At 51.5% G+C, this 23,148-nt stretch carries 23 protein-coding genes; 15 read left to right on the forward strand and 8 right to left on the reverse strand.

Annotated elements, in window-relative coordinates; all coding sequences use genetic code 11:
* Nucleotides 1-131 precede the first annotated feature (131 nt).
* Nucleotides 132-575: a hypothetical protein gene (locus SH467x_RS18525; RefSeq protein ID WP_482368575.1), complete on the forward strand. Its 444-nt coding sequence runs from the start codon at nucleotides 132-134 to the stop codon at nucleotides 573-575.
* A gap of 24 nt (nucleotides 576-599) precedes the next feature.
* Here the strand turns inward: SH467x_RS18525 and SH467x_RS18530 are convergent, their stop codons facing one another.
* Nucleotides 600-1,886 carry a PQQ-binding-like beta-propeller repeat protein gene (locus tag SH467x_RS18530; protein WP_482368576.1) on the reverse strand — a complete coding sequence of 429 codons (1,287 nt, stop codon included), beginning with the start codon at nucleotides 1,884-1,886 and terminating at the stop codon, nucleotides 600-602.
* A gap of 194 nt (nucleotides 1,887-2,080) precedes the next feature.
* Nucleotides 2,081-2,239, reverse strand: coding sequence for a hypothetical protein (locus SH467x_RS18535; RefSeq protein WP_482368577.1), 159 nt, complete (start codon nucleotides 2,237-2,239; stop codon nucleotides 2,081-2,083).
* Between SH467x_RS18535 and SH467x_RS18540 the strand changes: the two genes are divergently transcribed.
* Nucleotides 2,238-2,849 (forward strand): IS66 family transposase, encoded by a 612-nt coding sequence (locus SH467x_RS18540; protein ID WP_482368578.1) that lies wholly within the window; start codon nucleotides 2,238-2,240, stop codon nucleotides 2,847-2,849. The genes SH467x_RS18535 and SH467x_RS18540 overlap by 2 nt on opposite strands.
* Here SH467x_RS18540 and SH467x_RS18545 read toward each other — a convergent pair.
* A complete protein-coding gene (locus SH467x_RS18545; RefSeq protein WP_482368579.1) occupies nucleotides 2,823-3,008 on the reverse strand; it encodes a hypothetical protein in 186 nt (61 codons plus the stop codon). The genes SH467x_RS18540 and SH467x_RS18545 overlap by 27 nt on opposite strands.
* Nucleotides 3,009-3,024: 16 nt before the next feature.
* Between SH467x_RS18545 and SH467x_RS18550 the strand changes: the two genes are divergently transcribed.
* The 3 genes from SH467x_RS18550 to SH467x_RS18560 all read left to right on the forward strand — a co-directional run bounded on the left by SH467x_RS18550 (nucleotide 3,025) and on the right by SH467x_RS18560 (nucleotide 4,492).
* Nucleotides 3,025-3,507 (forward strand): hypothetical protein, encoded by a 483-nt coding sequence (locus SH467x_RS18550; protein WP_482368580.1) that lies wholly within the window; start codon nucleotides 3,025-3,027, stop codon nucleotides 3,505-3,507.
* Nucleotides 3,504-3,962 (forward strand): hypothetical protein, encoded by a 459-nt coding sequence (locus SH467x_RS18555; RefSeq protein ID WP_482368581.1) that lies wholly within the window; start codon nucleotides 3,504-3,506, stop codon nucleotides 3,960-3,962. The genes SH467x_RS18550 and SH467x_RS18555 overlap by 4 nt, the downstream gene beginning before the upstream one ends.
* A gap of 140 nt (nucleotides 3,963-4,102) precedes the next feature.
* A complete protein-coding gene (locus tag SH467x_RS18560) occupies nucleotides 4,103-4,492 on the forward strand; it encodes a DUF2721 domain-containing protein (protein WP_482368582.1) in 390 nt (129 codons plus the stop codon).
* Between the two features lie 397 nt (nucleotides 4,493-4,889).
* Here the strand turns inward: SH467x_RS18560 and SH467x_RS18565 are convergent, their stop codons facing one another.
* From SH467x_RS18565 to SH467x_RS18575, 3 genes are all read right to left on the reverse strand, one after another.
* The gene (locus tag SH467x_RS18565) at nucleotides 4,890-5,375 is read right to left on the reverse strand and encodes a hypothetical protein (RefSeq protein WP_482368583.1); all 486 of its coding nucleotides are present in this window, start codon (nucleotides 5,373-5,375) and stop codon (nucleotides 4,890-4,892) included.
* Between the two features lie 76 nt (nucleotides 5,376-5,451).
* The gene (locus SH467x_RS18570; RefSeq protein ID WP_482368584.1) at nucleotides 5,452-5,754 is read right to left on the reverse strand and encodes a type II toxin-antitoxin system RelE/ParE family toxin; all 303 of its coding nucleotides are present in this window, start codon (nucleotides 5,752-5,754) and stop codon (nucleotides 5,452-5,454) included.
* A complete protein-coding gene (locus SH467x_RS18575; protein WP_482368585.1) occupies nucleotides 5,751-5,969 on the reverse strand; it encodes an addiction module protein in 219 nt (72 codons plus the stop codon). The genes SH467x_RS18570 and SH467x_RS18575 overlap by 4 nt, the downstream gene beginning before the upstream one ends.
* A gap of 731 nt (nucleotides 5,970-6,700) precedes the next feature.
* Here SH467x_RS18575 and SH467x_RS18580 point away from each other — a divergent pair.
* From SH467x_RS18580 to SH467x_RS18620, 9 genes are all read left to right on the forward strand, one after another.
* Nucleotides 6,701-7,054 (forward strand): YciI family protein, encoded by a 354-nt coding sequence (locus SH467x_RS18580; protein ID WP_482368586.1) that lies wholly within the window; start codon nucleotides 6,701-6,703, stop codon nucleotides 7,052-7,054.
* A 15-nt stretch (nucleotides 7,055-7,069) separates the two neighbouring features.
* Nucleotides 7,070-8,329, forward strand: a complete 1,260-nt coding sequence (locus SH467x_RS18585) for an RNA polymerase sigma factor (RefSeq protein WP_482368587.1) — start codon at nucleotides 7,070-7,072, stop codon at nucleotides 8,327-8,329.
* Between the two features lie 292 nt (nucleotides 8,330-8,621).
* Complete coding sequence (locus SH467x_RS18590; protein ID WP_482368588.1) at nucleotides 8,622-8,969, forward strand: ArsR/SmtB family transcription factor; 348 nt, start codon at nucleotides 8,622-8,624, stop codon at nucleotides 8,967-8,969.
* Nucleotides 8,970-8,994: 25 nt separating this feature from the next.
* The gene (locus tag SH467x_RS18595) at nucleotides 8,995-9,462 is read left to right on the forward strand and encodes an SRPBCC family protein (RefSeq protein WP_482368589.1); all 468 of its coding nucleotides are present in this window, start codon (nucleotides 8,995-8,997) and stop codon (nucleotides 9,460-9,462) included.
* Nucleotides 9,459-9,773, forward strand: a complete 315-nt coding sequence (locus SH467x_RS18600; protein WP_482368590.1) for a hypothetical protein — start codon at nucleotides 9,459-9,461, stop codon at nucleotides 9,771-9,773. Before SH467x_RS18595 ends, SH467x_RS18600 begins: the two co-directional genes overlap by 4 nt.
* A complete protein-coding gene (locus tag SH467x_RS18605) occupies nucleotides 9,763-10,575 on the forward strand; it encodes a DUF899 domain-containing protein (RefSeq protein ID WP_482368591.1) in 813 nt (270 codons plus the stop codon). The genes SH467x_RS18600 and SH467x_RS18605 overlap by 11 nt, the downstream gene beginning before the upstream one ends.
* A 225-nt stretch (nucleotides 10,576-10,800) precedes the next feature.
* Entirely contained in the window at nucleotides 10,801-11,211 is a 411-nt protein-coding gene (locus SH467x_RS18610; RefSeq protein WP_482368592.1) for a 4Fe-4S binding protein, read from the forward strand.
* Complete coding sequence (locus SH467x_RS18615; protein WP_482368593.1) at nucleotides 11,201-12,148, forward strand: hypothetical protein; 948 nt, start codon at nucleotides 11,201-11,203, stop codon at nucleotides 12,146-12,148. Before SH467x_RS18610 ends, SH467x_RS18615 begins: the two co-directional genes overlap by 11 nt.
* Nucleotides 12,149-12,203: 55 nt before the next feature.
* Nucleotides 12,204-13,076 carry a hypothetical protein gene (locus SH467x_RS18620; protein ID WP_482368594.1) on the forward strand — a complete coding sequence of 291 codons (873 nt, stop codon included), beginning with the start codon at nucleotides 12,204-12,206 and terminating at the stop codon, nucleotides 13,074-13,076.
* A 30-nt stretch (nucleotides 13,077-13,106) separates the two neighbouring features.
* On the opposite strand, the gene SH467x_RS18625 is transcribed toward SH467x_RS18620, so the two are convergent.
* Nucleotides 13,107-14,375: an OmpP1/FadL family transporter gene (locus SH467x_RS18625; protein ID WP_482368595.1), complete on the reverse strand. Its 1,269-nt coding sequence runs from the start codon at nucleotides 14,373-14,375 to the stop codon at nucleotides 13,107-13,109.
* 391 nt (nucleotides 14,376-14,766) lie between these two features.
* Here SH467x_RS18625 and SH467x_RS18630 point away from each other — a divergent pair, with 391 nt between their 5' ends.
* Nucleotides 14,767-16,671 carry a putative bifunctional diguanylate cyclase/phosphodiesterase gene (locus tag SH467x_RS18630; protein WP_482368596.1) on the forward strand — a complete coding sequence of 635 codons (1,905 nt, stop codon included), beginning with the start codon at nucleotides 14,767-14,769 and terminating at the stop codon, nucleotides 16,669-16,671.
* A gap of 6 nt (nucleotides 16,672-16,677) precedes the next feature.
* Here the strand turns inward: SH467x_RS18630 and SH467x_RS18635 are convergent, their stop codons facing one another.
* Complete coding sequence (locus tag SH467x_RS18635; protein ID WP_482368597.1) at nucleotides 16,678-23,112, reverse strand: SDR family NAD(P)-dependent oxidoreductase; 6,435 nt, start codon at nucleotides 23,110-23,112, stop codon at nucleotides 16,678-16,680.
* Between the last annotated feature and the right edge of the window lie 36 nt (nucleotides 23,113-23,148).

The following is a 23,148-nucleotide window of genomic DNA, read 5'->3' on the forward strand; positions in this document are numbered from 1 at the left end:
AGCACACGCTGGCGGCATGTCTGTCTCAAGGACGCAACCAATGAGCCGCACACTGTTTCAACGATGTCGCCCAACTGCGTGCCCTTGCAGAGATCTTCCACAACAACAATGGCTACACGCCGGCCGAGTTGATGGAGGCCCTCTTCCACATCAGTGAACTGGCAGACAATTCCGGTATGGAAGCCTTGCTCGTTCTTGCCTCCAAGCGATGCATCGAACTACCTGATGGAGACCTAAGTCCTGCCGACCTCGCGATGGCCATCTGGCTTCAGGATCCGGATTTACTGCGCCGCGCGAACTGCCAGCGCGTGGTCCTCCGCTTTCAATCGTTCTACTGCTATATGAATCGAACCCTCAAAGCCCTTCTCTTCGAAATGCCGACGGCATCGACGCTGCGGCGCATCGTAGAGGAGATCAACGATTGCAGCCGCTCGCGACGGCGCGGCGGAGGGGCTGCCGTGTGGATGTATGAGTTCGGGAACGAAATCGCGTTCCTCATTCGCTATGGTGGTTCGCTCCAACGAGACGAAGTCATGGACGACGACCTTTGCCGGACGGACGTCCGTCGTCCTTAGTATGTGAAGAAATACGCTAATCAGCTACTTCGCAGATATAGCATAAAGAGTATTTGACGAGCGGATGAAAAGCTTCCCCTCACTTGCGGCCGATGTCGCCCAATAGCGAGCGTTCTCTTCAGGTAGCTTGTTGACGCGTACCAGGTCTAGCTTGGGGCCTGGCTTGAGAACGAAGGTGTTACCGTTTTCGTCAGGACAATACACGAGGCCCTTGTAAAGCCATGGAGATGCCCAAAAAGCTCCTGCATCGGGTAGTCGCTCTTGGTATAGCATGTTCCCGGTCTTGGCATCGACGCACATCATCATGCCGCTCCTCCCTCCTAACAAGAAGATCAGGTTGTCGACAAGCAACGGGGATGAGCGTTGCGGAGCATACTTTGTCGTGCTCCATAGGATGTTCGAATTCGATGTTTCGCCCGACTTGAGGCTGATGTCTCCCATTGCGCCCGCTTGCACCACTATCATCCCAGCACCATCGCGACCTTGATGGCCTACGATCAGCAGTTCGGAGTTTCCGGACGGAGTCGAGCTGTACCCGCCTACACTCGATGTCGCCTGCCAAAGAAGCGTACCATCCGCGGGATTGTAGGAGCGAATCGTTTTGCCAGCGGTTACGAGTTCGGACCGCAGACGATTTGTCCAAATGATAGGGGATCCCCAATTGGATACCTCTTCGCGCTCTTTGCGCCAAACCTCATTGCCTGTCGCGACTTCCAGTGCGACGATGAAGGACTTTTGTTCGTTATCCGCCTGCAGAAAAACCAACCCATTGTGAATGATAGGGGAGCTTGAGGTGCCCCAATCATTCTTCATTGGAAAGCTCCCAATGTCTCGTTGCCAAAGTTCTTTTCCGTCCAAGTCGTAACAGACGACTCCCATCATCCCGAAATACGCCACGATTCTCGTGCCGTCGGTTGCGGGTGTTTCGGAAGCGTACGTGTTGTCGCGATGAGTTCCGAGCCGAGGCTTTCCTTGAAGTGCATCTTTCGTCCAAACAACATTTCCTGTTTCTGCATCCAGGCAGATCACCTTCCAGTCGTGCAGCGAGTTTTCGTCTTTCTTCCCCGAGGAAACTGCGGTCGTAACAAAGACTCTTTTTCCGACGACAATGGGAGCAGACCAACCTTCGCCGGGAATGGCCGTTTTCCATTGGACGTTCGAGTCGATACCCCACAACTCAGGTAGCTTCAGATTTTCGGCAATTCCGTTGCTTCCAGGGCCGCGAAATTGCCACCAATCATTTGCGATTCCTTTGTTGGAAACCATCGCCAATACTAAAACGCTCAGAGCACACTTTCGCCGCAGCATCATTGAAATTCCTAATGAGTTCGTTCTTCGCATCAAGCCTTGGCCTGCCATTCGCAGGTGATCGTCGCTTAGATTGCGCAAGAGTCATTCTATCGATCCCAACAGGCATGATTGGACGATTCGAAGAATCCAATGAAAGATTCGAATGGAATAGAGAGCATTTCCTCGACCTTGCAATTGCCCCCATTCGCAATCTCTTACTTGTATCGATAGACGATAAAAGCCATTCGATCCTGAGAGGTGAGAACGTCCCTTCGACTCCATTGCCCGAAGTCGACGCTGGCGTCCAATCGCTCCACCTTGTAGAATCTCGTCGAGCAAGTTGATCTCGCTTTGCTTGGCTTGGTTGCCTTCATGGCAAAGCGAGTTCAGAAGGATTCTGCGGTTGGACTCGATGAAAGCAGCTGCCGCATGCTGATGCCACGCGAGATGCCTGAACAGAAACCTGGGGACTTGAAGCTCAAGCGGTTGATTGAAAAGATCCACGAAGCGAAAGCCAAAGGTGAAGACAGTATCATCGGCAAGATGTGGGCTTACCGAGGATCGGATCAATCGCACTATAACATCTTTGACTTTAGGATCTCTCGGAATCGCGATGGCCCTGATGAATTCTTCCGAGAGAGTAGATGCATCGTTCAGGGGGACTGTTTCTCTGGAAACACGTCGGTAGTGCTTCATAACAGCGATCGATTAACGTTCGCTGCCTGGTGGGCGCATGCGCGTCGCACCATCTACGATTTAGCGAAGGAGAATCCCCACCGTGTGAAGCTGCTTGAGATGATTCAAGGTCTTTACGATGTGAATACGCGCGAACAGGGAATGGACGTTGAAGCGCGTTTGGAGCATCGTCAGAAGCATGCGCTATCGATCGACAATAGACTCGATCGTATTGTTGCAATTCGCGACAACTCCTCGGAACTTCACCACTGCTTCAGGGCGCTAGCAATCCCAAACGGCGTCGGCTAAACTAACGGGCGTTTCAGCACCCTCGTTCCCTTTATTCGTCGGAACTTCGGTGAAGTGAGTTGGTTCTTGAACGTTGGGGGGGACGCCTTGTCGAGTAATCTGCACCGTCACGGAAATCTGAGTCATGCGGTCTAACAATTTCTCCGAATTCAACTTCACGATTTCGATCGAGGCGGTGGCGAGCGCTGTCAAGAAATCCCAAGCGTACAGCATCGAGCAAAGGATTCGTCGCTTTGACGATATTGCTGCGAAACAAGGTGCAGTGATGGGGGCCGCGATTCAGCTTGGTTCACTCGGCGTGCCGATGCCGTTGGTTGATCATGCGCTGATAGTATTACTGGTGTTATTTGAGTGTTTTGAATCTGAAGTTCCAGACCTGCCTTCGATCAAGCCTGAAGTAGTGCAGGATGCGTTTGACAGAAACGCTAGTTTAATCCGCTTTTTTGAAGGTATACCCGAGAACGAAGCGTCCAAGCTTCAGCAGGTTTACATCAAGAATATGAAGGAGCACACGCTGCTTGCGTTCCTTACTTCCTACATGCGAGACAATCTCGTCGGAATCACCCGCGAAACTGAACTCGTCCGCCGATGCTGCTGGGTGATGACCGATGCGTACGTGGTCGCTTACCATGAGTATTTGGAAGCGCAGACGGCATGAAGCGCAACGCCGCCGAGTTCGTGAATTTTCTTGCGAGTCATTTAAGACCGATTGAGGCAATGTATCGTGAGCGGGTGCGTTTCGGGTGTGATGATGAGATTGCGGCTTTCCTGCACCGATTTGAAGAAGATGACAAGAATGTCAGCAAGTTGATCGGACGCATGCGCGAAGTCGGCGTGTTGAGCAAGCAACCTTGCTTTCAAAGTTCCAACTTCAAAATTCGTAATGCTGCCAACCAGCGCAAGCTGAATGCGAGCGGAACAGCGTTAGCCGCCGGTTCTTCTCCCAAGCTGATCAATATCGATTTGCAACCGTACCAGACGGTTCAGGCTTGTGAGCGAGCAGACATTCTCAATATCGGTGGCTTCAGTGACGCCGTGTTCAACGTGATCAGTGCTTTCTTAGAAAACGACGCATCCCGCTTTGTCCGCGAAGTCGAATGCATCGAACCGTAGGGGGTCTTGACAAAGATCCCAAAATCAAAAACGCCCGTTGAGGAGCGATCCCCTGTGGGCGTTTCTTATTATGGATCGAATTAGGTACAGATATCGCTATTTCAAATTGCAGGCGTATAATCTATATAAAAAAGCAAAAAATGAATATTGATCTTACGACACCAGCGCTTCTCTTCTCAACAATATCACTGCTTTTACTTGCCTACACCAACCGGTTCCTCGCCTTGGCAACCGTCATCCGCACTCTGCATCGCGGTTACCGAGAGAACCCCGATCCAGTTGCTGCGGCACAAATCGCAAACCTGCGCCGACGCGTCAACTTGATTCGGGACATGCAGACTCTCGGAGTCGCCAGTCTCCTGTCATGCACAGTCTGCATGGGTCTACTTTTTGCGGGCTTGGTTTTTCTTGGCAAAGTCGTTTTCGCGATCAGTCTTGTCCTGATGGTCGGATCATTAACCATTTCATTGATCGAAATCCGCATGTCCGTCGGCGCACTGAATCTGCAATTGAGCGATATGGAAAAGTAGACGCTGGCCGAAAAATCTTCAGGATTAGGTTTTCTCTGGGAGAGCGTGGGCTTTCCACATGCTTTCTCGCCATTCGCCGAAAGAAAATTTTGAGCCAACCCTTAAGCCCGCGGATACCGCCACTCGTGCCCGAGAGTCGGATAGTTTTCGGAATAAACGGGCTCGAGTTCGACTGGAACGGATCTCGGATCCATATTGGTTTCAAACCAGCCCCAGCGAAGTAGGAATTCTCCTATCGCGGCCATGAGATCTTTAAAAGAGGGGTTTGTGGGCTGGTCTGGTTCCAAGATATTGGAGTTTCCATTCAATTGGGATAGGGTGCGTTCGTCCTGTTTTCCAAGAGTTGATCAATATCGTAGATTCTCGCGGGGCTGACGAGCGGCGGTGCGATCAACAACTATGGGCGTTTCGCACCGAGGGACTTGCCGGTGGAATCGTAGTAACGGGTGGTGCCATTGGTGGTTTGCGATCGGCCTTGGTAACTCCCTGATGGGCCGTAGTAGCGAGTGGTGGAACCTGAGGTGCGGCTGCTTCCCACACTTCGCCCTGACTTGTCGAAGAATCGAGTGCTGGCACCGATCGATTCCGCTCGACCAAGGGAAGCGCCGCTTGAGTCGTAGAACCGTGTTGATCCATTGCGACTGTCGGAGCGACCTGTCGATTTGCCAGCGGCATCAAACGCCCGAGTCGAGCCATTGCGAGACTCGACTCTGCCTGTCGAGCTACCTCGCTCATTGTAGAGGCGACCTGAATGTAGATCGCTTTGAGGGATCATCCGTTCCAAGGGGCTCTTGCTTTTGTCTTGCGCATGTATCGTGGACGGGAGGCATGAAAACGCTGCGAGAAGGCAAGCGTTGGCGAACAGGCGATTAAAGGACGTCATAGTCAACCTTTGCCGAAGTGGTGCGATGTATCAAAAAGAGAATACTCTACGAGTCGGCCGCAGATTATCACAAACCTCATAACTGTCGGTGTTCGAACTCTTCCCAATCCAATCCGCCGTATTGAACTCCGGTGACATGAACCATTCCTTCGAGATAGATGTAGCCAATCACATACGGGAAACATCGCATTGGTTTGAGACGCGTACTGCCAAACGCGACTGCGACCGACTCGGGATGTCGTGACAATAGATCGAAAACGCGTCCCAGCTCATCCATGAAACGTTCGGCAGTGTTTTTGCCTCGGTCAGAATAGTAGTCTCGAGCCAAACGGATATCTGACTTGGCTTCAGGTTCAATAACAATAGGGACGCGGTTCACTCTCCGAACAGTTCCTCGCGAACGGACTCCCAGGGTTCCCCCTTGTGCGGTGCGGAAAAAAACGCTTCCTCGCGTCGCAAAAACTCTGCCTTGAGTTGTTCGGAGATTGGGGGCGGGCCGTCGATTGCCAAACGCTCCAGGACGGAATTCGCCAGAGCGAACTGGATTTCTTTGGGCAAGGCCTCGATAGCCGTCAGTAGTTCTTTTTGCGTCATGTTTCCATCCGTTCTGATGTGACGGTTCATTCTACCCTGCGACTACTTCCTGGAGAAGCAATGTCGTTGGTATCGCTGATGCCATCAGATGAAAGACAGATTAATGGGAATCTCAAAGCAGGACCCCCAATAAGTTCACGAGGCCGTAGGTGTCGTCAAATGGAAACACCAAGCGATCTCTTCGAGCAGGGATGTACGGGAACGCCAAGTTTGTAAGTTCTTCTTGGGGAATGGTTTGCGAAAAGGAGGTTATCTCGCGAGCGGTTTGAACGAGGTGCGGTTCGCTCAACTTCTCTGTTTGCCACCTCTCGCAGAGCGAACTCTGTGAAACTGACCGCAGTAGGTTATTCAATCAAGCCGGTGTTTTGCAGCAACGCAAAACATCGACTTTTTGTATCTTCCCGCAATTTCTCGGGTCTCGCGCTGGATCTCCCTTCGCCCCGCTTCGGGGAGAAAGGCCGGGGTAAGCGACCGTCTAGTAAATAGGCAACAGTACCGATTCGAAAATCTAAAGGTTTACGAAGTCCTTACAGCGATCCTCAGGGGCGCTGCCCCCGAACCCCCGGGGTTTTTTGAGGCATGGCGCCGAAATCAACCCTTTGAGTTTTTTGAAACGAAACTTTTTCGAGAATTTTGGTGGCGATTGTCGAAATCCGTCGCTTGGATTCGTTATTTGTGTGACGACACGCTTTTTTGGATGTCGTGGACAACTCCATTTGGGAACGAAGAGAATGAAGTTTGCGATTATGGTTTATGAAACCGCTGAGGATTTTTCGAATCGATCAGATGCTGCTGCACAAGGCGAATATTGGGCGGCGTATTCCGCCTACTCGAAAGCTCTGACAGATGCTGGGGTTGCAGCAGGAGGAACGGCGTTGATGCCACCTGAAACCGCTACCAGCCTCCGTTCTCCTGAAGGGAAAAGGCATATCCAGGACGGACCATTCCTGGAGGCAAAGGAGCAGCTTGGGGGCATGTTCTTAATCGACGTTTCAGATCTCGACACGGCGCTCCAATGGGCAGCGAAATGTCCATCAGCAGCGACGGGTGGCGTCGAAGTTCGTCCAGTCTTGGAAATGGGTTAATCAGAAACGACTGTCATGTCGCTAGCAAATCAAACGATCGAGCGAATAGGTCGGGAGTGCTATGGACGCCTGTTATCTATCCTAGCGGCCAGGTCAAACGATCTGGCTGCCGAAGAAGATGCCTTGTCCGAGGCATTCTCCGAAGCACTGAGTCGATGGCCAGAGGTAGGCATACCGGACAATCCCGAGGCGTGGTTGTTGACGACTGCACGTCGCAAGCGGCTCGATGGATTTCGACGTTCGATCATTCAACAACGTGCGATCGAACACATCGGCACTGCGATCGCGCTAGACGATGCACGTCGTAACCGTTCGCAGCGCGAGATGGGCTCCGACTCAGCAGTTGAGATACAGGATGAGCGATTGAAATTGATGTTTGTGTGTGCTCACCCTGCCATGGATGAAGCCGTCCGAACGCCGTTGATGCTTCAATCACTCCTTGGGTTGGACGCAGCTCGTATCGCATCGTCCATGCTGGTTGCGCCGTCGACGATGGGGCAAAGGTTAAGCCGCGCTAAGCGAAAGATCCGCGATGCGAAGATTCCGTTCCAAATACCTAACAGGGAAGAGCTAGACACCAGGCTGGCTTCGGTGCTCGAAGCAATTTATGCCGCATACGGATTGGGGTGGGAGGATCCGAGTTGCACTTCCGACGCGTCCACAAACCTAACTTCCGAAGCAATTTGGCTTGCAAGAACGACCATGGAGCTTCTGCCAAACCGTCCTGAAACGCTCGGCCTACTGTCACTCATGTTGTTTTGCGATGCTCGAGCATCTGCCAGGAGAGATGATTTCGATCGATACATTCCCTTCGAAAAGCAATCACTGGACCAATGGGATGTTAGGAAAATTGAAGAAGCAGAGACGTTGCTTCGGCAAGCGTCGAAGATGGGCGAGGTTGGTCCGTTCCAACTCGAAGCGGCAATTCAATCTGCGCACACGTTTCGTCGCATTACAGGTCATAACAATTGGAATGAGATTCTTCATCTGTATGAAGGTCTGATTCGCTACTGTAAGACTTTCGGTGCATTGATTGGCCGCGCATTGGCTTTGGCTGAGATTGATGGCCCTCAAGCGGCGCTTTTGCAGCTTGATTGCTTGGATTGTGAGCGAGTGAAATCGCATTTGCCATATTGGGCTGCAAGAGCCGAGCTATTGTCGAGGTCCGGTCGTCTTGCAGAAGCCATGGAAGCGTTTCGTCGAGCAATCGGACTGGCCAATGATCCGGCAGTACGTTCCTTTCTACAAGAGCGTTCGAAACAATCCATCGCGTGATCGAGATTGATTTGTTGCAATTATCAAAACACAACAATGGCGAAAGGAACGCTTGGATGCGATAGGTTCATCGAATTTTTCTGGCGAAGTGACAGTCAGAAATGGACCTACCAATCGATCTACGGCATCCGCGAAGACGCGGATGAGTCTCGAACCCAGACACATGGTCTCCGATCCAGCCAGCCGGCCAGTTGTATGCAGAGATTCGTTTCATTTCCGCCGCGATTCAAAAACGGTCTTCAGTCGCCTAAACCGCACTTGACATATGCTGTTATGGGAATATGATTGCGGTATGCCTCCAACACCGACCACTAACGACATCTTTAGCGCGATTGCTGAACCGAATCGACGAGAGCTTGTATCGCTCTTGGCTCGGCGTGGCCCGATGGCCGTGGGTGACATCGTTGAGGCGACAGAGCTCTCACAGTCTTCGGTTTCTAAACACTTGGGCGTGCTCTTGGAAGTAGGCGTCGTGTCGGTCGATCGGCAGGGTAAACAGCGGATCTACAAACTGGAGGCCGCTGAATTGAAATCCGTGTATGACTGGGCCAAGGGCTTTGAAGCACTTTGGGATCACCAACTGGCACGAATCAAGGCTCGAGCAGAATCCCGCGCTGCTGCCGCTCGCAAGAACAACTAACTAATCTCTTTCCTTTGGAGTAGTGATGGTCGACCGCGCTGAACCACAGAATAGCTTTAGGACTTTTGTAATAGAACGAGTTGTCGAGATCGATGCTCCAATCGAATTCGCATATGAGGCGATTCTCGATCAACTAGGGACAGATTGCGAGATGCCTGGCGGTAAGGCGTTTCCGATGCAATTGGAATCTTGGCCGGGAGGTAGATGGTTCCGCGACCTCGGTAATTGTACTGGACATCTTTGGGGGCACGTCCAGGTCATCAAGCCGCCGACGTTAGTCGAAATCACAGGGCCTTTGATGATGTCCTGTGCCGCTAACAATCACCTCTCGTATCGACTCAGCAGTGAGGGTACTGCGAGCAAGTTGACCTTTCGCCATCAGGCGGCTGGTTTACTCGATACCGAACTTCTCGATGGACTTTCCTCGGGGTGGGAGTATTGGATTGAGCGCGTCCGCAAACTAGCGGTCATGAAAGCGGAGAGCGCGAAATGAGTTGCTGCAAGAAGAAGTCATCGCTTGGGAATCGAACGTGGGTTGCTGGGGGAATTGCTGCATTGCAATGGATTCTTCCTAGCCTTGCTCTGGCGTTTATCCCCAAGTGCCCGGCCTGTGCGGCCGCATACATTGCTCTATGGACGGGACTTGGTGTGAGCTTCGCGTCTGCAACTTATTTACGGTGGACCTTGATCGGGATATTCGTCGCATCCTTGGCGGTTGCCGCATGGATGCAGCTTGGCGTTCTTCAAAAGATTCTTTTGGTACTTTTTAAGCTAACTACTTGGAGAAAGAAACATGCAACGTGAAATCGTAAGTCGAGATGCTTGGATTGAAGCGAGGAAAGAGTTGCTAGAATCCGAGAAGGAGCTAACACGTCGTAGCGACGAAGTTGCCAAACAGCGTCTTCAATTGCCATGTGTACGCATCGACAAGGTGTATCCATTCGAAACTGAGAGTGGTGCTTCAACGCTTGCCGATTTGTTTCAGGGCCGAAGTCAACTGATGATTTACCATTTCATGTATGGCCCTGCGTACGAAGCGGGATGTGTCTCGTGTTCTGCAATCGCTGATGCGTTTAACGGGTTGCACTCGCACCTCGCTGGTCACGACGTAACGTTGTGCGCTGTGTCGAGCGCACCAATGGCGAAGCTAGTCGCCTATAAGAAGCGGATGGGATGGACTTTTCCGTGGGCCTCCTCAAGTGCTAGCGACTTTAATCAAGATTTCGGTGTGGGGTTCACCGAACAGCAGCAATTCGATATTGGGCTCAACTACAATTATCGAGACGAGCCAGTTTGGCTCAAGCGAACCGATGAAGGCGCGGACAGCCAAATGCAAAACTCGCCCGTCGGAATCAACGCCTTGATGACAGGAACGGATATTGCAACTTACACGCGAGAGCGTCCTGGCATGAGCGCATTCCAAATCGACGACGGAACCATCTACCACACGTATTCGACTTTCGCACGCGGATTGGATGTTCTGTGGTCCCAATATCAATGGCTCGACCGCGCACCCAAGGGCCGTAACGAAACCACCGTTTGGTGGCGAAGGCATGATGAGTACGCGAAGTCTCAAGTCAACTCCACTTGCTGTTGCAAGTCTTAGGAGTTCGTTGACAGTTGAAACGCCATAATCAAATTAAGTTCGATCATGCTGATTGCCAAGTGGTCGAATTGCAAGGAATATCGCGAATCACGAGTTCCATGAAGCAGGGGACGACGCCTATGAAACAGCTCGAAACATCGTTTCGACTTTGGCGGAACGCGGTATCCGCGCGGTCAATCCGCCCATGGCGTTTCCAATGGAGGTCGAGCGATTCCCTGAAAAGATGTGGGCCATCTCGTTCAAGCCTCTCGCCGTTGCGGCGGGACTCGGGCGCTACTTGATGTCGCCGTCTCAGAGGAGTCACGGCCAATTGACTACAACCCCTGCGTCCATTGCAAGTTGTGTGTGGCTGCCTGCCCTGTCGGTGCGATCTCTTCCGACGGAGAGTTCAACTTTTCGACCTGCCCTGCTCACAGCTATCGTGAATTCATGAGCGGCTTACTAATCTGCATATTCGATACATCCGGAATATATTCGCGTTTGAATGGTGAAGACGATCGGGGGGAGGATGAATGTTCCCGCTGGATCAAATCAAAGTGCTACGGTTTCGGCGTAGCGAGGCTGGTGATGTCCAGTGCATACGACTTCCAGGTCCACTGTTTGTTTCAAGTGAGTGATACACATCATGGTAAATAAATTCATCCCTACCATTATTTTCGTTTTTGTTAGTGCGATGTCGGGTGTCGTATTTGGGCAGTCTCAAGCCGAGGATGCCAAGCTCCTCCGAGACATGGCGAAAAAGTATCAATCTGCTTGGGATAAAGCCTCTCAGGAACCTGATGCGTTTATCGCTATCGTACGTGAACATGCAGGTGATGTCGTAATTATGAAAAACATCGTTGGCAGGTATAAATCAGAGATCGAATCGAAATCGGACTTAGGGAAAAGTATTCAAAGCGCAGCAAAGGGTGCAACGGTTGGAATATCCGCCTTTACCGATGGAGCTCAAGACTTTGCCAAGACGTTTCAGGAGCGATTCAGGGATCTGATTCAAAGGGCGAAGTCTGATGCTGCCTCAGCCGAGTCGGAGAAGACACCTGGATATTACGATTCGGCACTGCGACAACTTGCTACTGCTGAATGGATGCTGACAATCTTGGTTGCCTTCAATGGGGAGAAGGATCCTACAGCAATTATGCTTGGAGAACAGCTTGCGAAATTGACTGAAGAGTACAAAACGAGTCATGCGAAATTGGTGAGGGAGACCCAGAGAACTGCCAAGGCTCCAGAAGAGCGTTATCAAGGCACCGATTTGGAGGTTTTACGACGAGATGTTACGGCGGCGTGGAAAAAGAAGTATCCAAACGACAAGCTCTTGGCTGTGGTATTTGATCAGGCAGAATGGAAAATTAATCGGCTTTCTCGCTGGAATTCGGCTACCAAAAGCTGGGACCACGTAGATAAGTCTGCTTTGGAATTGACCGTCATCGTTGAACGCGATTCCAACTCGGCGTTGTTGCATGCCGCGTTCGTTAACAAAGACAATCCTACTGGAAACATATCATATGGAATCGATACAAAAGGCTCCGCGTTTGTGACAGATACGATTGATCGGAGATCACTCGGGAAGTAACGGTCGCGAGTCACCGATCCGATGGTTGCTGAATCCAATCAAGCGAGGTTCCGGAATGATAGAGCTCGATTACCGGAAGCCAGGACCCTCTTGGCTTGCACTTCGGTTGTGGTTCTTCTTGGTGGGGTGGATCGGCTTTCATCTTTACTTCGCCATTCTCTGCCCCATGCTGAGCTTATTACGCTACGAGAACGATGGAGCTGGCACCTGGCTTTTCGCATTTAGTTTGATAGGCTTTGTGGCATTCCTCACCCTTGTTTTACTGTTGATCGTAAAGACAGCCTTCCTGCATTCGTTTCTTGACCAAATCGTCCTCGTCGTCATCTGGTTCTTCGTTGGCTTGTTAGGGGTTCCGTATGTTGGAATTAAGTTGCTTGCGTGGCGTCATTTAACAACAGCCCCTGTTGTAACCGTCGACAACGGTCACGCTCAAACGTGGGATAAGGACTCCTTCTACAAGTTAGTCGGGTTTGAACAGTTGTCCGGGTCGCAGATTGAGAGTTTTGTGAAGCGATTCAGTCGCAATCCACGAAGTGGGCATACTTACGCATCGAATCAACGGTATTGGGTTTGTCCGATCAAGGATCTTGCAGGTAGTGAGTCGACGATCAACCTCTTTATGGTCAACACCGACGGGCTGGGTGCATCTGAAAAGTATTCATCCGCTCTGGTCTCCAAGATTGAGAGCAATCCAAGATCTATTGCCATTTATGATGACTTAGCGAAAAAAGTTCTTCAGAACGGCGAAGAAGTCGAGTCTAAATCGAGGGTATACCTTGGATTCTTCGATTTGGCATTGCGAGTCAGAGAGTATCAGTACTGGTCACTTGGCAGCTATCTGACTTTGACCACTTTTTGGCTTTTTTGCTGCCTTGCACTTTCTCGGCGAGACAGGGGCGCTACTGCAACCAGCCAATTCTTAGCCTAATGGGATGCGATGGCCCGAACCGAGTGAAGTCTAGTGACGCATGGAGATGCCAAAGCTCAGCAGGTCAGCACTGACTCGATTTGTGACCGAGGTTCCTGGAATCGCTCCGAATACTGGAGAGACAATGCTGCCTTGCTCTTCCGCTTCGAAGTAATGCGAATAGGCGACGTTAAGGGACACATGCTGGCAAACACTATAGGAACCACCAACGCTATAGATATGTTCGTACAGCAATGGCGCAGGGATATTCACAGAGTTATTGCTGGATTGAATTGGGCTCTGATTGTACGAATACCCAGTGCGAATCGTAAAGCGATCACTAAAGCGCCGCTGAATACCAAAAGCGGTTGCAAAAACACTTCTCCAGCCGAGGCCTGGTAAGCTGCCGTCAGGTCTGAATTGAGCTGCATCCCCCAAGCCATCCGCATTGGCATAGTCAATGAATCGCCCATCCAGTGCAAAAACCCAATTCTCCAGACCGGTATATGCTGTACCAATCGAGAGTATCATGGGCAAATCCACATGCGCGGTGAAATTTCTTGGCATCCCATTTTGATCTTGTCCGGCAAACTCGAATTGATCCATCCACGTAGGACTCTTGATCGATGCCCCCAAATTCCATCCACGATCACCGATATAGTAGACCCCTGTTTGAACCCCGCACCCAAACTGATAGTGGCTGGCTCGCCCAGAAGGATAGGATCCATCGGAGTTCGCAGATGTGAACACAAATGGCTCTACGCCTAATTGGCCAAGCGCGAGATTTGGTCCCGCAGCAATACAAAATTGTTCATTGATCGCATACGAAACAACGGGCGAGATTTGCAGGAACGATGCTTCTGAACTAACGGCCCCTAAACCTAAGGGCTGAGGCGAAAGCACGGGGTTGGTCGGATCTATCGGCAGCGTGGTTTTGAAGCCAGCGATTGAGTTCACTCCTAAACCAATCGTTATCGGCGAGTCGCCATTTCGATGCACCCATCCGAAATTCGGTATAGGGAAAGTACCAGCATCCCCCTCCGTTTGTCCTGAGAAAGGTCCGAATGTCGATTGGACCTCATGTTCGATAGATAGGAGATCGAGCCCAACCTCCAGTTCCCCGTTTGCCATGCCACTGATCGATGCAGGATTCCAGTAGATCGCACTGATCGCGCTGATGGGGGCTGCGGTCGATGCGCCACCCATTGAACGATGTACTGGACCAGCAGCCGACAGGATTGCTCCTTGCCCAAAACTGAGTTGTGACTGCATCATCACGAACAGGGCGGCAATAGCCAATCTAACGGCATCGTGGTTCATACCATCTCTCTTAAAAATGACGCATGTCTGTCCTATCGTCAGGCGTCGTCCGAAGGCGTCCCTCGTTCATCGACCGGCGGAGGAGCGATTCCCCACAATTAATGCACCAATACAGGGGACTCCATCGGATTTTGCCGTTTGCTATCGATATGGCTAACCTTCGTTGAGATTGGTTTGCCTCGAGTTTATCAGATTTGCTGATAATTCTGACGATGGCGTTTACGACGTCGAGTGTCCACCTAATGCAAGCGTTGCCGAAAAAGTGAATTGACTGTTACAACCTGAACCTGGTGCCCTAAATTTGAAACGATTGTAAGGAGTTGATGATTGGCGGTGAATTCGGCAATCTAGGTTTGTCAAGGGTCCAATCGATCTAACGTGGATAAATAAAATGAGTGACTGGGGTAAGCCTGAGAAATGCCAAGGTATCTTTGTCGAGACCAAAGATTCGGCGGAGCTCCGTGCTCAACGAATTTGGAGGTTCGTTGCCGTAATATGGGCAACTTGGTTGTTCTTCGCGATCTTTCTGTGGATTCGTGGATATAACGTCGCCTCGTTGATTTGCGCGTGTGAATTGCCGGTGATTTTCATTTTGATTGGCATTCATCGCTACGCTCCAGACATTCGTCGGATCATGAACTTGAATTTGGCAGCAAGCGCAGGTGGGTTGTTTGGAGTTTCGACTAGCGATCCAGCGTTGTACAGCGTCATGTTGTTCTATCCTGTCTCCATCATTGTCGCATCGCAGTTACTCGGCATCCGCGCTGCGCTGCAATGGTTTTTTATCAACCTGTTAGCCTTTCTAAGCTTCTTTGGTTTTGTCTACGGCTTCGATCAATCGCTGACGACTTGGCGGTTCGACCAGTTTATCATCATGGTAGGTGTGGCTGCGTGCGTCTATTTCTGTTGTCATCAAGGGGAAGCGTATTATCGGCGGCGGACGGCCGATCTGATCCGACTTAGCCAGGACCTTGAGAAAAAGAGCGATCGCCTGCAAGTGCTGGCAACAACAGACGCTTTGACGGGGCTAACCAATCGATATCAATTTCAAGAACGATTGAACGAGTTGGTCAACCAAGCGGTGAGTACCGATACGCCGATGGTGCTCTTTCTCATCGACATGGATGGTTTCAAAGAGATCAACGATACACTTGGGCACAGCATCGGGGACGAAGCGTTGGTCGTGATCGCCGAACGATTATCCAAGGCATTTGGAGATCGAGCGGAAGTCGCTCGTTTAGGTGGTGACGAGTTTTGTATTTTGAAGAGCGGCATGACAGATCCCCTCGAGGCCGAGGAAATGGCCAAAAGAATTTGCCTGTTACTAAGCCAAAGACAAAGACTGGGTGATAGCGAGTTCCCGCTTGGGGGAAGCGTTGGATATTGCTTTAGTCCGTTGCATGCCAAAACCGCCAAAGAAACACTCGCGTTCGCAGATACGGCTATGTTCCATGCCAAGGAACATAGGCTCGGCTATGCGTGTTATGCTCCGGAAATGACGGAGCGGTTGGTCGAGTACCGAACGGTGCAAGAGAAGCTATCGCTCGCGCTGGATAAAAACGAATTCTTTCTGGTATATCAACCTCAAGTTTCTTTGGAGTCGAAAGAAGTCATCGGTGTAGAGGCACTGATTCGCTGGAGAAACGAGGGTGAGATCGTTCCGCCAATCCGCTTTATCCACTTGCTGGAACGAAGCCGCGAGATCCTACCTGTCGGTGCCTGGATCATTCGCGAGTCTTGTCGGCAATTGGCCGAGTGGAATGAAATGGGTTTTCGTGTCAAGATCTCCGTCAACGTCAGCGCGCTGCAGTTCAATGACGAGAACTTCTATGATTGCATCGTCGATAGTATTGCAGAGTTCAAAATCGATCCTGTTCAGCTCGATTTCGAAATCACGGAAGGGTTACTGATCGATGACGTTCCCACAGCAGTGGCCAAATTGAACCAAATCAAAGATCTCGGAGCGAGTTTAAGTATCGATGATTTTGGAACAGGCTATTCATCGCTCGCGTACCTGCGTCAATTTCCAGTCGATCGGCTCAAGATTGATCGGACATTTGTGAAAAATATTCCGGACAATGACGATGGCATGATCGCATCGAGCATCATTACGCTTGCGAAGGCACTTGGAATGAGCGTTCTCGCAGAAGGCGTAGAAACAGTCGAGCAGTTGAACTTTCTGAAGTACCACGACTGTGATGAGTATCAAGGTTACTACTTCAGTCGGCCCGTTTCCGCCTTGGAAGTACAAAATTTTTTTACGACCAAGGCGTTGCCGTTAGCCAGCGCAAGATGAGTCCGATTAATCGATCGACTTTGCAAATGCGTTTTTGACGAGGATCATAACGAGCCCATTTTCATCGCAGACCTCTGTGCGAGACCAGCGGGCACCATCGCTTTCGACGTGGGGTCGCGTTGACACGATGGTCCAATCCGTGGATCGTGTATGCGTATCGACCGAGCCGAATGGGAGGATCACTTCTTCGATATATACGGGAACAAACAAAGTGCTCTTGGAGTTGTTTGTATACATTGCTCCCACTCGCCATGCAGCGTCCAGAGCCAGGGCGGGAGTGGTCATAGGCCAACGGTCAGCATTCGTTTGATCGAATATGGCGCGCCGACTTTCAAGACCCATCGATATCTCACGCAGGCACCGAAATGGTCCAGATAGCGTGACGGTTGAGTTAATAGAACAATAGGGGTCATCCAAGGATGCGGTTTGCGTATTGCATCCGGGGTCATACAAAGTTCTGATAGAAGGCGACGATGACCGAAAGACGAGTTTCGCACTCGCGCAGCAGACATCTTTGGAAAGCAGTTGGCCTGAGGCATGAATTAGATCGGCGATCATCCAAAGGTCGATCGACTCGCCTATTCTTCGCGCCATCACCCGCAAATTCGGACTGTTTCCGTGTTGAAACCTTACGAATCGATGAAACTTGACATGTCGAAAGCAGGCTTCTTCTAAACGGATGGACTCTAAATAGTGCTTGGACGCGGCTTCGACAAAGTAATGTAGAATCCAGGCACCTGGAAGAGTCGGGTAGTCTCGAACTTTATGGAACGGAAGGCAGTCGACCCTACGAAGATCGACGGGGAATTCTATCCATTTGCCCGAGAGTCCGTCTCCGCTAATGGGAACGGTGGGAACGCTGTATTGAATATGTTCGGCTGGTGACATTGGTACATTGATTGCCACGCCGGTGCGCCCAGATAGGACTGCTCGAAAGTGTCTTTGTCCTAATGCAGGATCGATGCCTGACAGCTTGCGTTGTTTTGCGAGTGCGCGGTATTCGCTAGCACGCGTCATACCAATTCCATCCCAAGCGAGCCATGCCAAGCTTGTCCAACAATGTCCGCTCGATTGCCGACTCGCAGCACACAAACGATCCATGGTTTCATTGGCTGCACCATAGTCGTGCTGTCCATCATTGCCGAAAACGCTGTACGCGGATGTCAACGCGTGCACATGGACTCGCTTTTGAAAGTGTTCGAAACAGGAATCGACGAGCAGATGCAGGCCCCGCACCTTGACCTGATATGTCTTTCGGAATTCAGAGAGAGTTCGATGCTGAAGTTTCTTTGAGATCTGAACCCCTGCACCATGTATCAACAAATCGACGCGTCCATATCGATTCGCGATATCCGAGATCAAGCCTGAGACCTGTTCTGCATTCGTGACGTCGACGATGTGGTACTCAATCTTCCCGCCGATGGATCGCAAATATTCGATGTTACTGGCGGCTTCCCATTTTGCCCTGGTCGACTCGAATTCCCGCCGCATCGTGATAGGTGAGGCTTGTGGATGATCGATCATGTAACGGCGATAAAACTCTTTCTCGATCGCTTCGTCCATGTTGTTGGTCGGACCCGTTTCCAGAGGGCTTCGTCCCAATGCAATGACGGTACAACCAAAGTCGCGGACAATAGCCTCAAGCATCACGGCTGTCACACCCCGCGCGCCCGCCGATGCGATCACCACGCTCTGAGAGTCGAGGAAGACGGCAGGTTTCAGCGGCTCGACGTATTGAACAGGTGTTAAGCGACGGACCAATCGTCGATCCAGATCGAGAACCACTTCCATCTCTGGTTCGCCGCGTGTCCTCTCATTGAGCAAGCCATCGAGGGATTGCTCGACGCTCAGGCCTCGCGTGCAGATCGTCGCCATCCGAGCGTGAGGGATCTCGCGTCCAATCGATTTGAGAAGTCCCGCAATTGCTCCGCTGCTTGGATGGGCTTCTCCGGACCAGCCGTCGACAATAAGCCCCCACAATTCGACCTTGCCGGAGTGCAGTCGTTCGACCTCCTGTCTTGCAGCCAGAAAGAGGGCTTCGTGCGGCGTGTTCTCTCTGGCTACGTCCTTTAGCACTTCGCGAAAATCACTCGTCCGTGGCTGTTCGACTGCGATGATAACATCTGCAGAGAAAGACTGAACCAGATCCAAAAATTGTTCCGTTTTATCTAGCGTTTCGACGCGATGCACGTCGCGATTGGAAAATTGCGAGTCAGCGCGCGATGCATCACCACCGATCAAGATAAATCGAGTTCGCGAGAAGCGTTGCAACGCGGCACTCTGCAATTGGAGGGTCAGGTCAGCATCGTCTCCGAGCAAGAAAATTGCCGCAGGCAGACGTTCGGGTGATGAACGGGGAGAGCAAACCGCGTGTTCCGAGTAGGGGCGTTCAACCCATATGGGAGAATGAATTGGGCAAGAATCCGTTTTCGAGGCGTCGGTTTGAGGAGCGACAACCTGAGTGTGGTCGGAATCAATTGCGTTCGATTGACCGCCTCGAATTTGTGACACCAGTGTTCGAAGCTGTGATGCCGCGTCTGCCCCATTTCGATCATCGATCGAGGGGTTTTTCAATTGTTGGAACACTTGATGTAGTTCCATGAGCGGTTTCCAGCCGAATTGCTCTGCAGTCTCCTTGGTTGTCAAGGCAAAAGCAACTGCGTACTCATCCCCTTTTCTGTGTCCTAGATGATGAGGGTCGGCCTCAGTGCACGCTGACAAAGAAGCTACGATGGCAATCCGTGTACCGCTGTCATTGTCGCAAAGGAGCAGTGAAGCGGCGGTCAGTGCTGCCTCCAACGATTGATCCCCCGCATCAACAACGAAATTGGCTCCTCGCAAGTTATGCAACAAGGCGGCTCTTCCTGACGCCACATTTGGCATCATGCATTGGAGTGTGTAGGCTTTCGACGGACGCGAGCCTTTGTAAGCTTGTTCGATGGATTCGACAAAGCGTTCATCGGATGCAAGTCGTCGCTTGAGTCGCTCACTAAGTACTCGAGTGGTTGCCTCTACTCCCCGTTCCGTCTTTCCGTTCATTGCCAGTACAACGCTCGTCTCGTTTCGAAGATTTGCGGAGTATCCAGAAAGATTATTGATGATCTCATGTACTAACAAAACCGTCAAAATCTGGCTGATGTCCATGTCGTCAGCTAGCTCAGGTAAAACGATAAAGTCCCTTGGCAGCTTGATCGCCGCACGATCAAATCGGGCTCCGTATTGCGAATGGATGGTAGGTTCAATCTCATGCAACGCAATGAGTACGATGTCTTGGTCTCGCAATACCGGTTGCGCCGGCTTAGATGACTCAGCGGAAGTGCTTCCCGCAGCAAATGATTGGCGATCGGCCCTCTCGATCACCAAATGGGCATTTGCTCCGCCAAAGCCAAATCCATCTACCGCAATGCGCCTTTGATCTGCCCTTAGCAATGTCGGCGACCTCTTGACGGCAAGTACGTTTTTGGCATTCTCCAAAGCCGTCGAAGGATGATGGAAAAATCCCTGGGCTGGAAAGGTTTGGCGACGAAGGTATTCAGAAGCGGCAATAATCGAGGCTGTCCCTGCAGCCCAACCTGCGTGCCCTAACGAACCTTTCAAACTATGCAGTTGGATTGGAGAACTTGCATGCTGCGAGAAGAATTGCCTTAAGGTCTCGATTTCGGTTGAATCTCCGACAGGTGTCGAAGTTCCATGCCCCTCGATTCCCGCGATGGTGGCCGGATCGATTTCATAGCCATGATAGCATCGCTGCAATGACAGGATCTGGCCGTGAGATTGTGGCACGTTGGCGGATGAACTGCGACCGTCGCTGGACAGTCCTGCACCGCTGATGATTGCATCTGGCTCTAAGCCTAAGTTCGAAGCATCGGTTGCGCGTCTTAATGTGAGGATGGCCGAGCCTTCGGAAAAAACTACCCCATCTGCGTTCGCATCAAACGGACGACAACCGGTAGAAGTTGTGCCGCGAAATTGGGAAAACAAACAACTATTACCTGGTCCGGGGCAGAAGATTCCGCCCACGATGACCGCATCTGCTCGATCGGTTTCCAGAAACTTCATCCCCATGGCGGTTGTATAAAGAGACGATGCGCACGCTGCATCGACCAAAATTAGTTGAACCCCCATTTTGATCATGTGATCTAAGACATGCTGAATCGCTTGATGCGGAGTTCGATAACCAGACCGCGCCGAATTCATCAATCGATCCACTTCCAGTGAGAGTGGATCGATACCAGCAAAAACTAGGGAAGTCGCTTCGTCCTGGTCTTCAAAGCCATCTGCAGTCGCGCCGATTAGGCAGACGATGCGTCTCGCATCGCGCAATCCCGGCAGGCATGGATTTAGTGCAATGCAAAAGAGCCTCTGAGTTCGAGTCAATGAATGAAAGAATTTTGGATCGACCCCAGACGGGCATTCCATGTCAGAGTCATTTACCTGACCCGATAAGTGCGAAGTCGATCGATCCGGGACCAGCGTTTCCGAGTAGAAATCTTCCGTCCAGTACGGATCTTTTGTCCTTTGGTCGATCAAGCCGACGCGCTGCTGCACAACGGATTCGAAGAGTTGCTCCGGAGAAACGACTCCGGCCGGCAGAATGCACCCTCGACCGACGATGGCTGTCTGGGGCCTTGTTCGAGGAGGCTCTGCAGTGCTAACGGCTGGAAGCTTCAGCACCGTCTGAGCGTTCGACGTCGCCGGTGATGCCGTACGTGGACTGGCTAATGTTACCGCTGTCGTGTTCGATTCTTCCGCAAGTTGTTTTGGCCGCGAGTCTAACTTGTTCTTTAAAGACGCAGCTTCGATTTTTTGATTCAGAGAGGCTGCACAGATGACGTTGACCCCGTCAGGACACCCCTTTCGCAGCAGATTTGCGAGCGATCCGGTCGACCCACAATCCACCACCTTTGAAATTCCCATCGAAGCTACATCGAAAAGCGCGCCTTGAATATCAAACGGCCTCAGGAGCTGGCTCGCAAGCGTCCCTGCTAGATCGTCGCCCTGATTGATGAATCGCCGACCGATTGGCGAATACACTTTCCTGCTCGGAGCCTGCAGTGAGCATTGGGCGATAGACTTGTACCAATGTCGAGCCGCCTCACGGAGGTCTGGATGGTGAAATGAAGTCGGTGTTTGAATTCGCGTAGTCTGTATACCCAACTGTTCGAGCCGGTCGCGGAGGCGATCAAGCTGTTCAAGTGGTCCAGACACAATAGTTTGCGTGTCATGGTTGCGACCTGCGATGCAAACTTTAGGAAAAGCGCCGATTGTCTCAGCACATACGTCATGGCGCTGCGCGGACACGGCGAGCATGCCGCAATGAGCAGGAGCGAAACGTGCGATCGCTTGATCGCGCAGACAGACGATGCGAACTGCTGTCGGCAAGTCAAACCAACCTGCTAACTGGCAAGCGGCAATCTCTCCGAAGCTATGTCCCATCAGAAGCGCTGGGCCATCATCCCGATGTCTCAATAATCGAGCACCGAGTACGTTTTGCAGGAGAATCGCAACCTGTGATAGCCCAGGTTTCGATTCCATCGCGGTCCGAACGCGCGCCGGTTCAGCTGAGAATAAATCGCGAGCATTCTCACCAAAATACTCACCGGCAATTCGTTCGCTGTCTGTCAAATCGTCGGCTTGGTATCCATCCAATTGTTGATGAAGTCGAAGACGTTGACAAAAAAGTTTCTCGTCGAATGAGCCTTGGCCTGCAAAAACCCACGCTTCCGAACTCGAGGGGGTTTTTGGAGACGCAACACGAGATGTGGTGTTCAGCGCAACGGATGATCCAGCGGTATTGGCTGGAGGCGAGATGCTTTCCGAAACACTTAAGACATCTTTTTTCACCGGCGAGTCGTGCGTCCCGTCATCGCGTTGTGGTGTTCGGATGATGGCGGGACGAGGATAGCGATCGGAAAGGAACCCGACGGCGATTTCTCGTTCGTGCTCGCTAAACAATTCGTTCAGCCCTTGACCACCCGCCAACAAGATATTTCGAAACGAATCATTAGAACGACACTCTTCAATCTCTCTCAATCGATTCATCGCGTCATTCAGCGCGTTGGGCAACATCCTCGGCTCACCCGATTCAGCGTCCGCACATATGAGCGTTTGAAAACCGGCACACACTGGTTCTCCGCGTTGGTTGAGAACCCGATAACAGAACCGTGCACTCGCACGTCCCCATTCTTCCAACGACAAAAGGATGACAACCCGATCACCCAGATGCATCGATTGGAGGTTCCGGGCATACGCGTCTGAAGTAAGCAAATGGACTTCGTCCAACGCCTCCTTGACTCCGGCCTGGTCAAAGATGAGTTCACCGAAGAGGAACGCTTCCCTTGACGCACATTGCAGTTTGAAGGCTGTCAGGAAGTGATGACCGCCGTAAGCCATCGTATCGTCGAAATGAATCGTGTAATCAATTGCGAAATAGGCGGTCATCGCATTCACTTTTGCGGGTACTGCACGAGCATCACA

Origin of the sequence: Brakhagea slesvicensis (assembly GCF_052161625.1) — a bacterium.
Lineage (GTDB): Bacteria > Planctomycetota > Planctomycetia > Pirellulales > Pirellulaceae > JBKCUI01.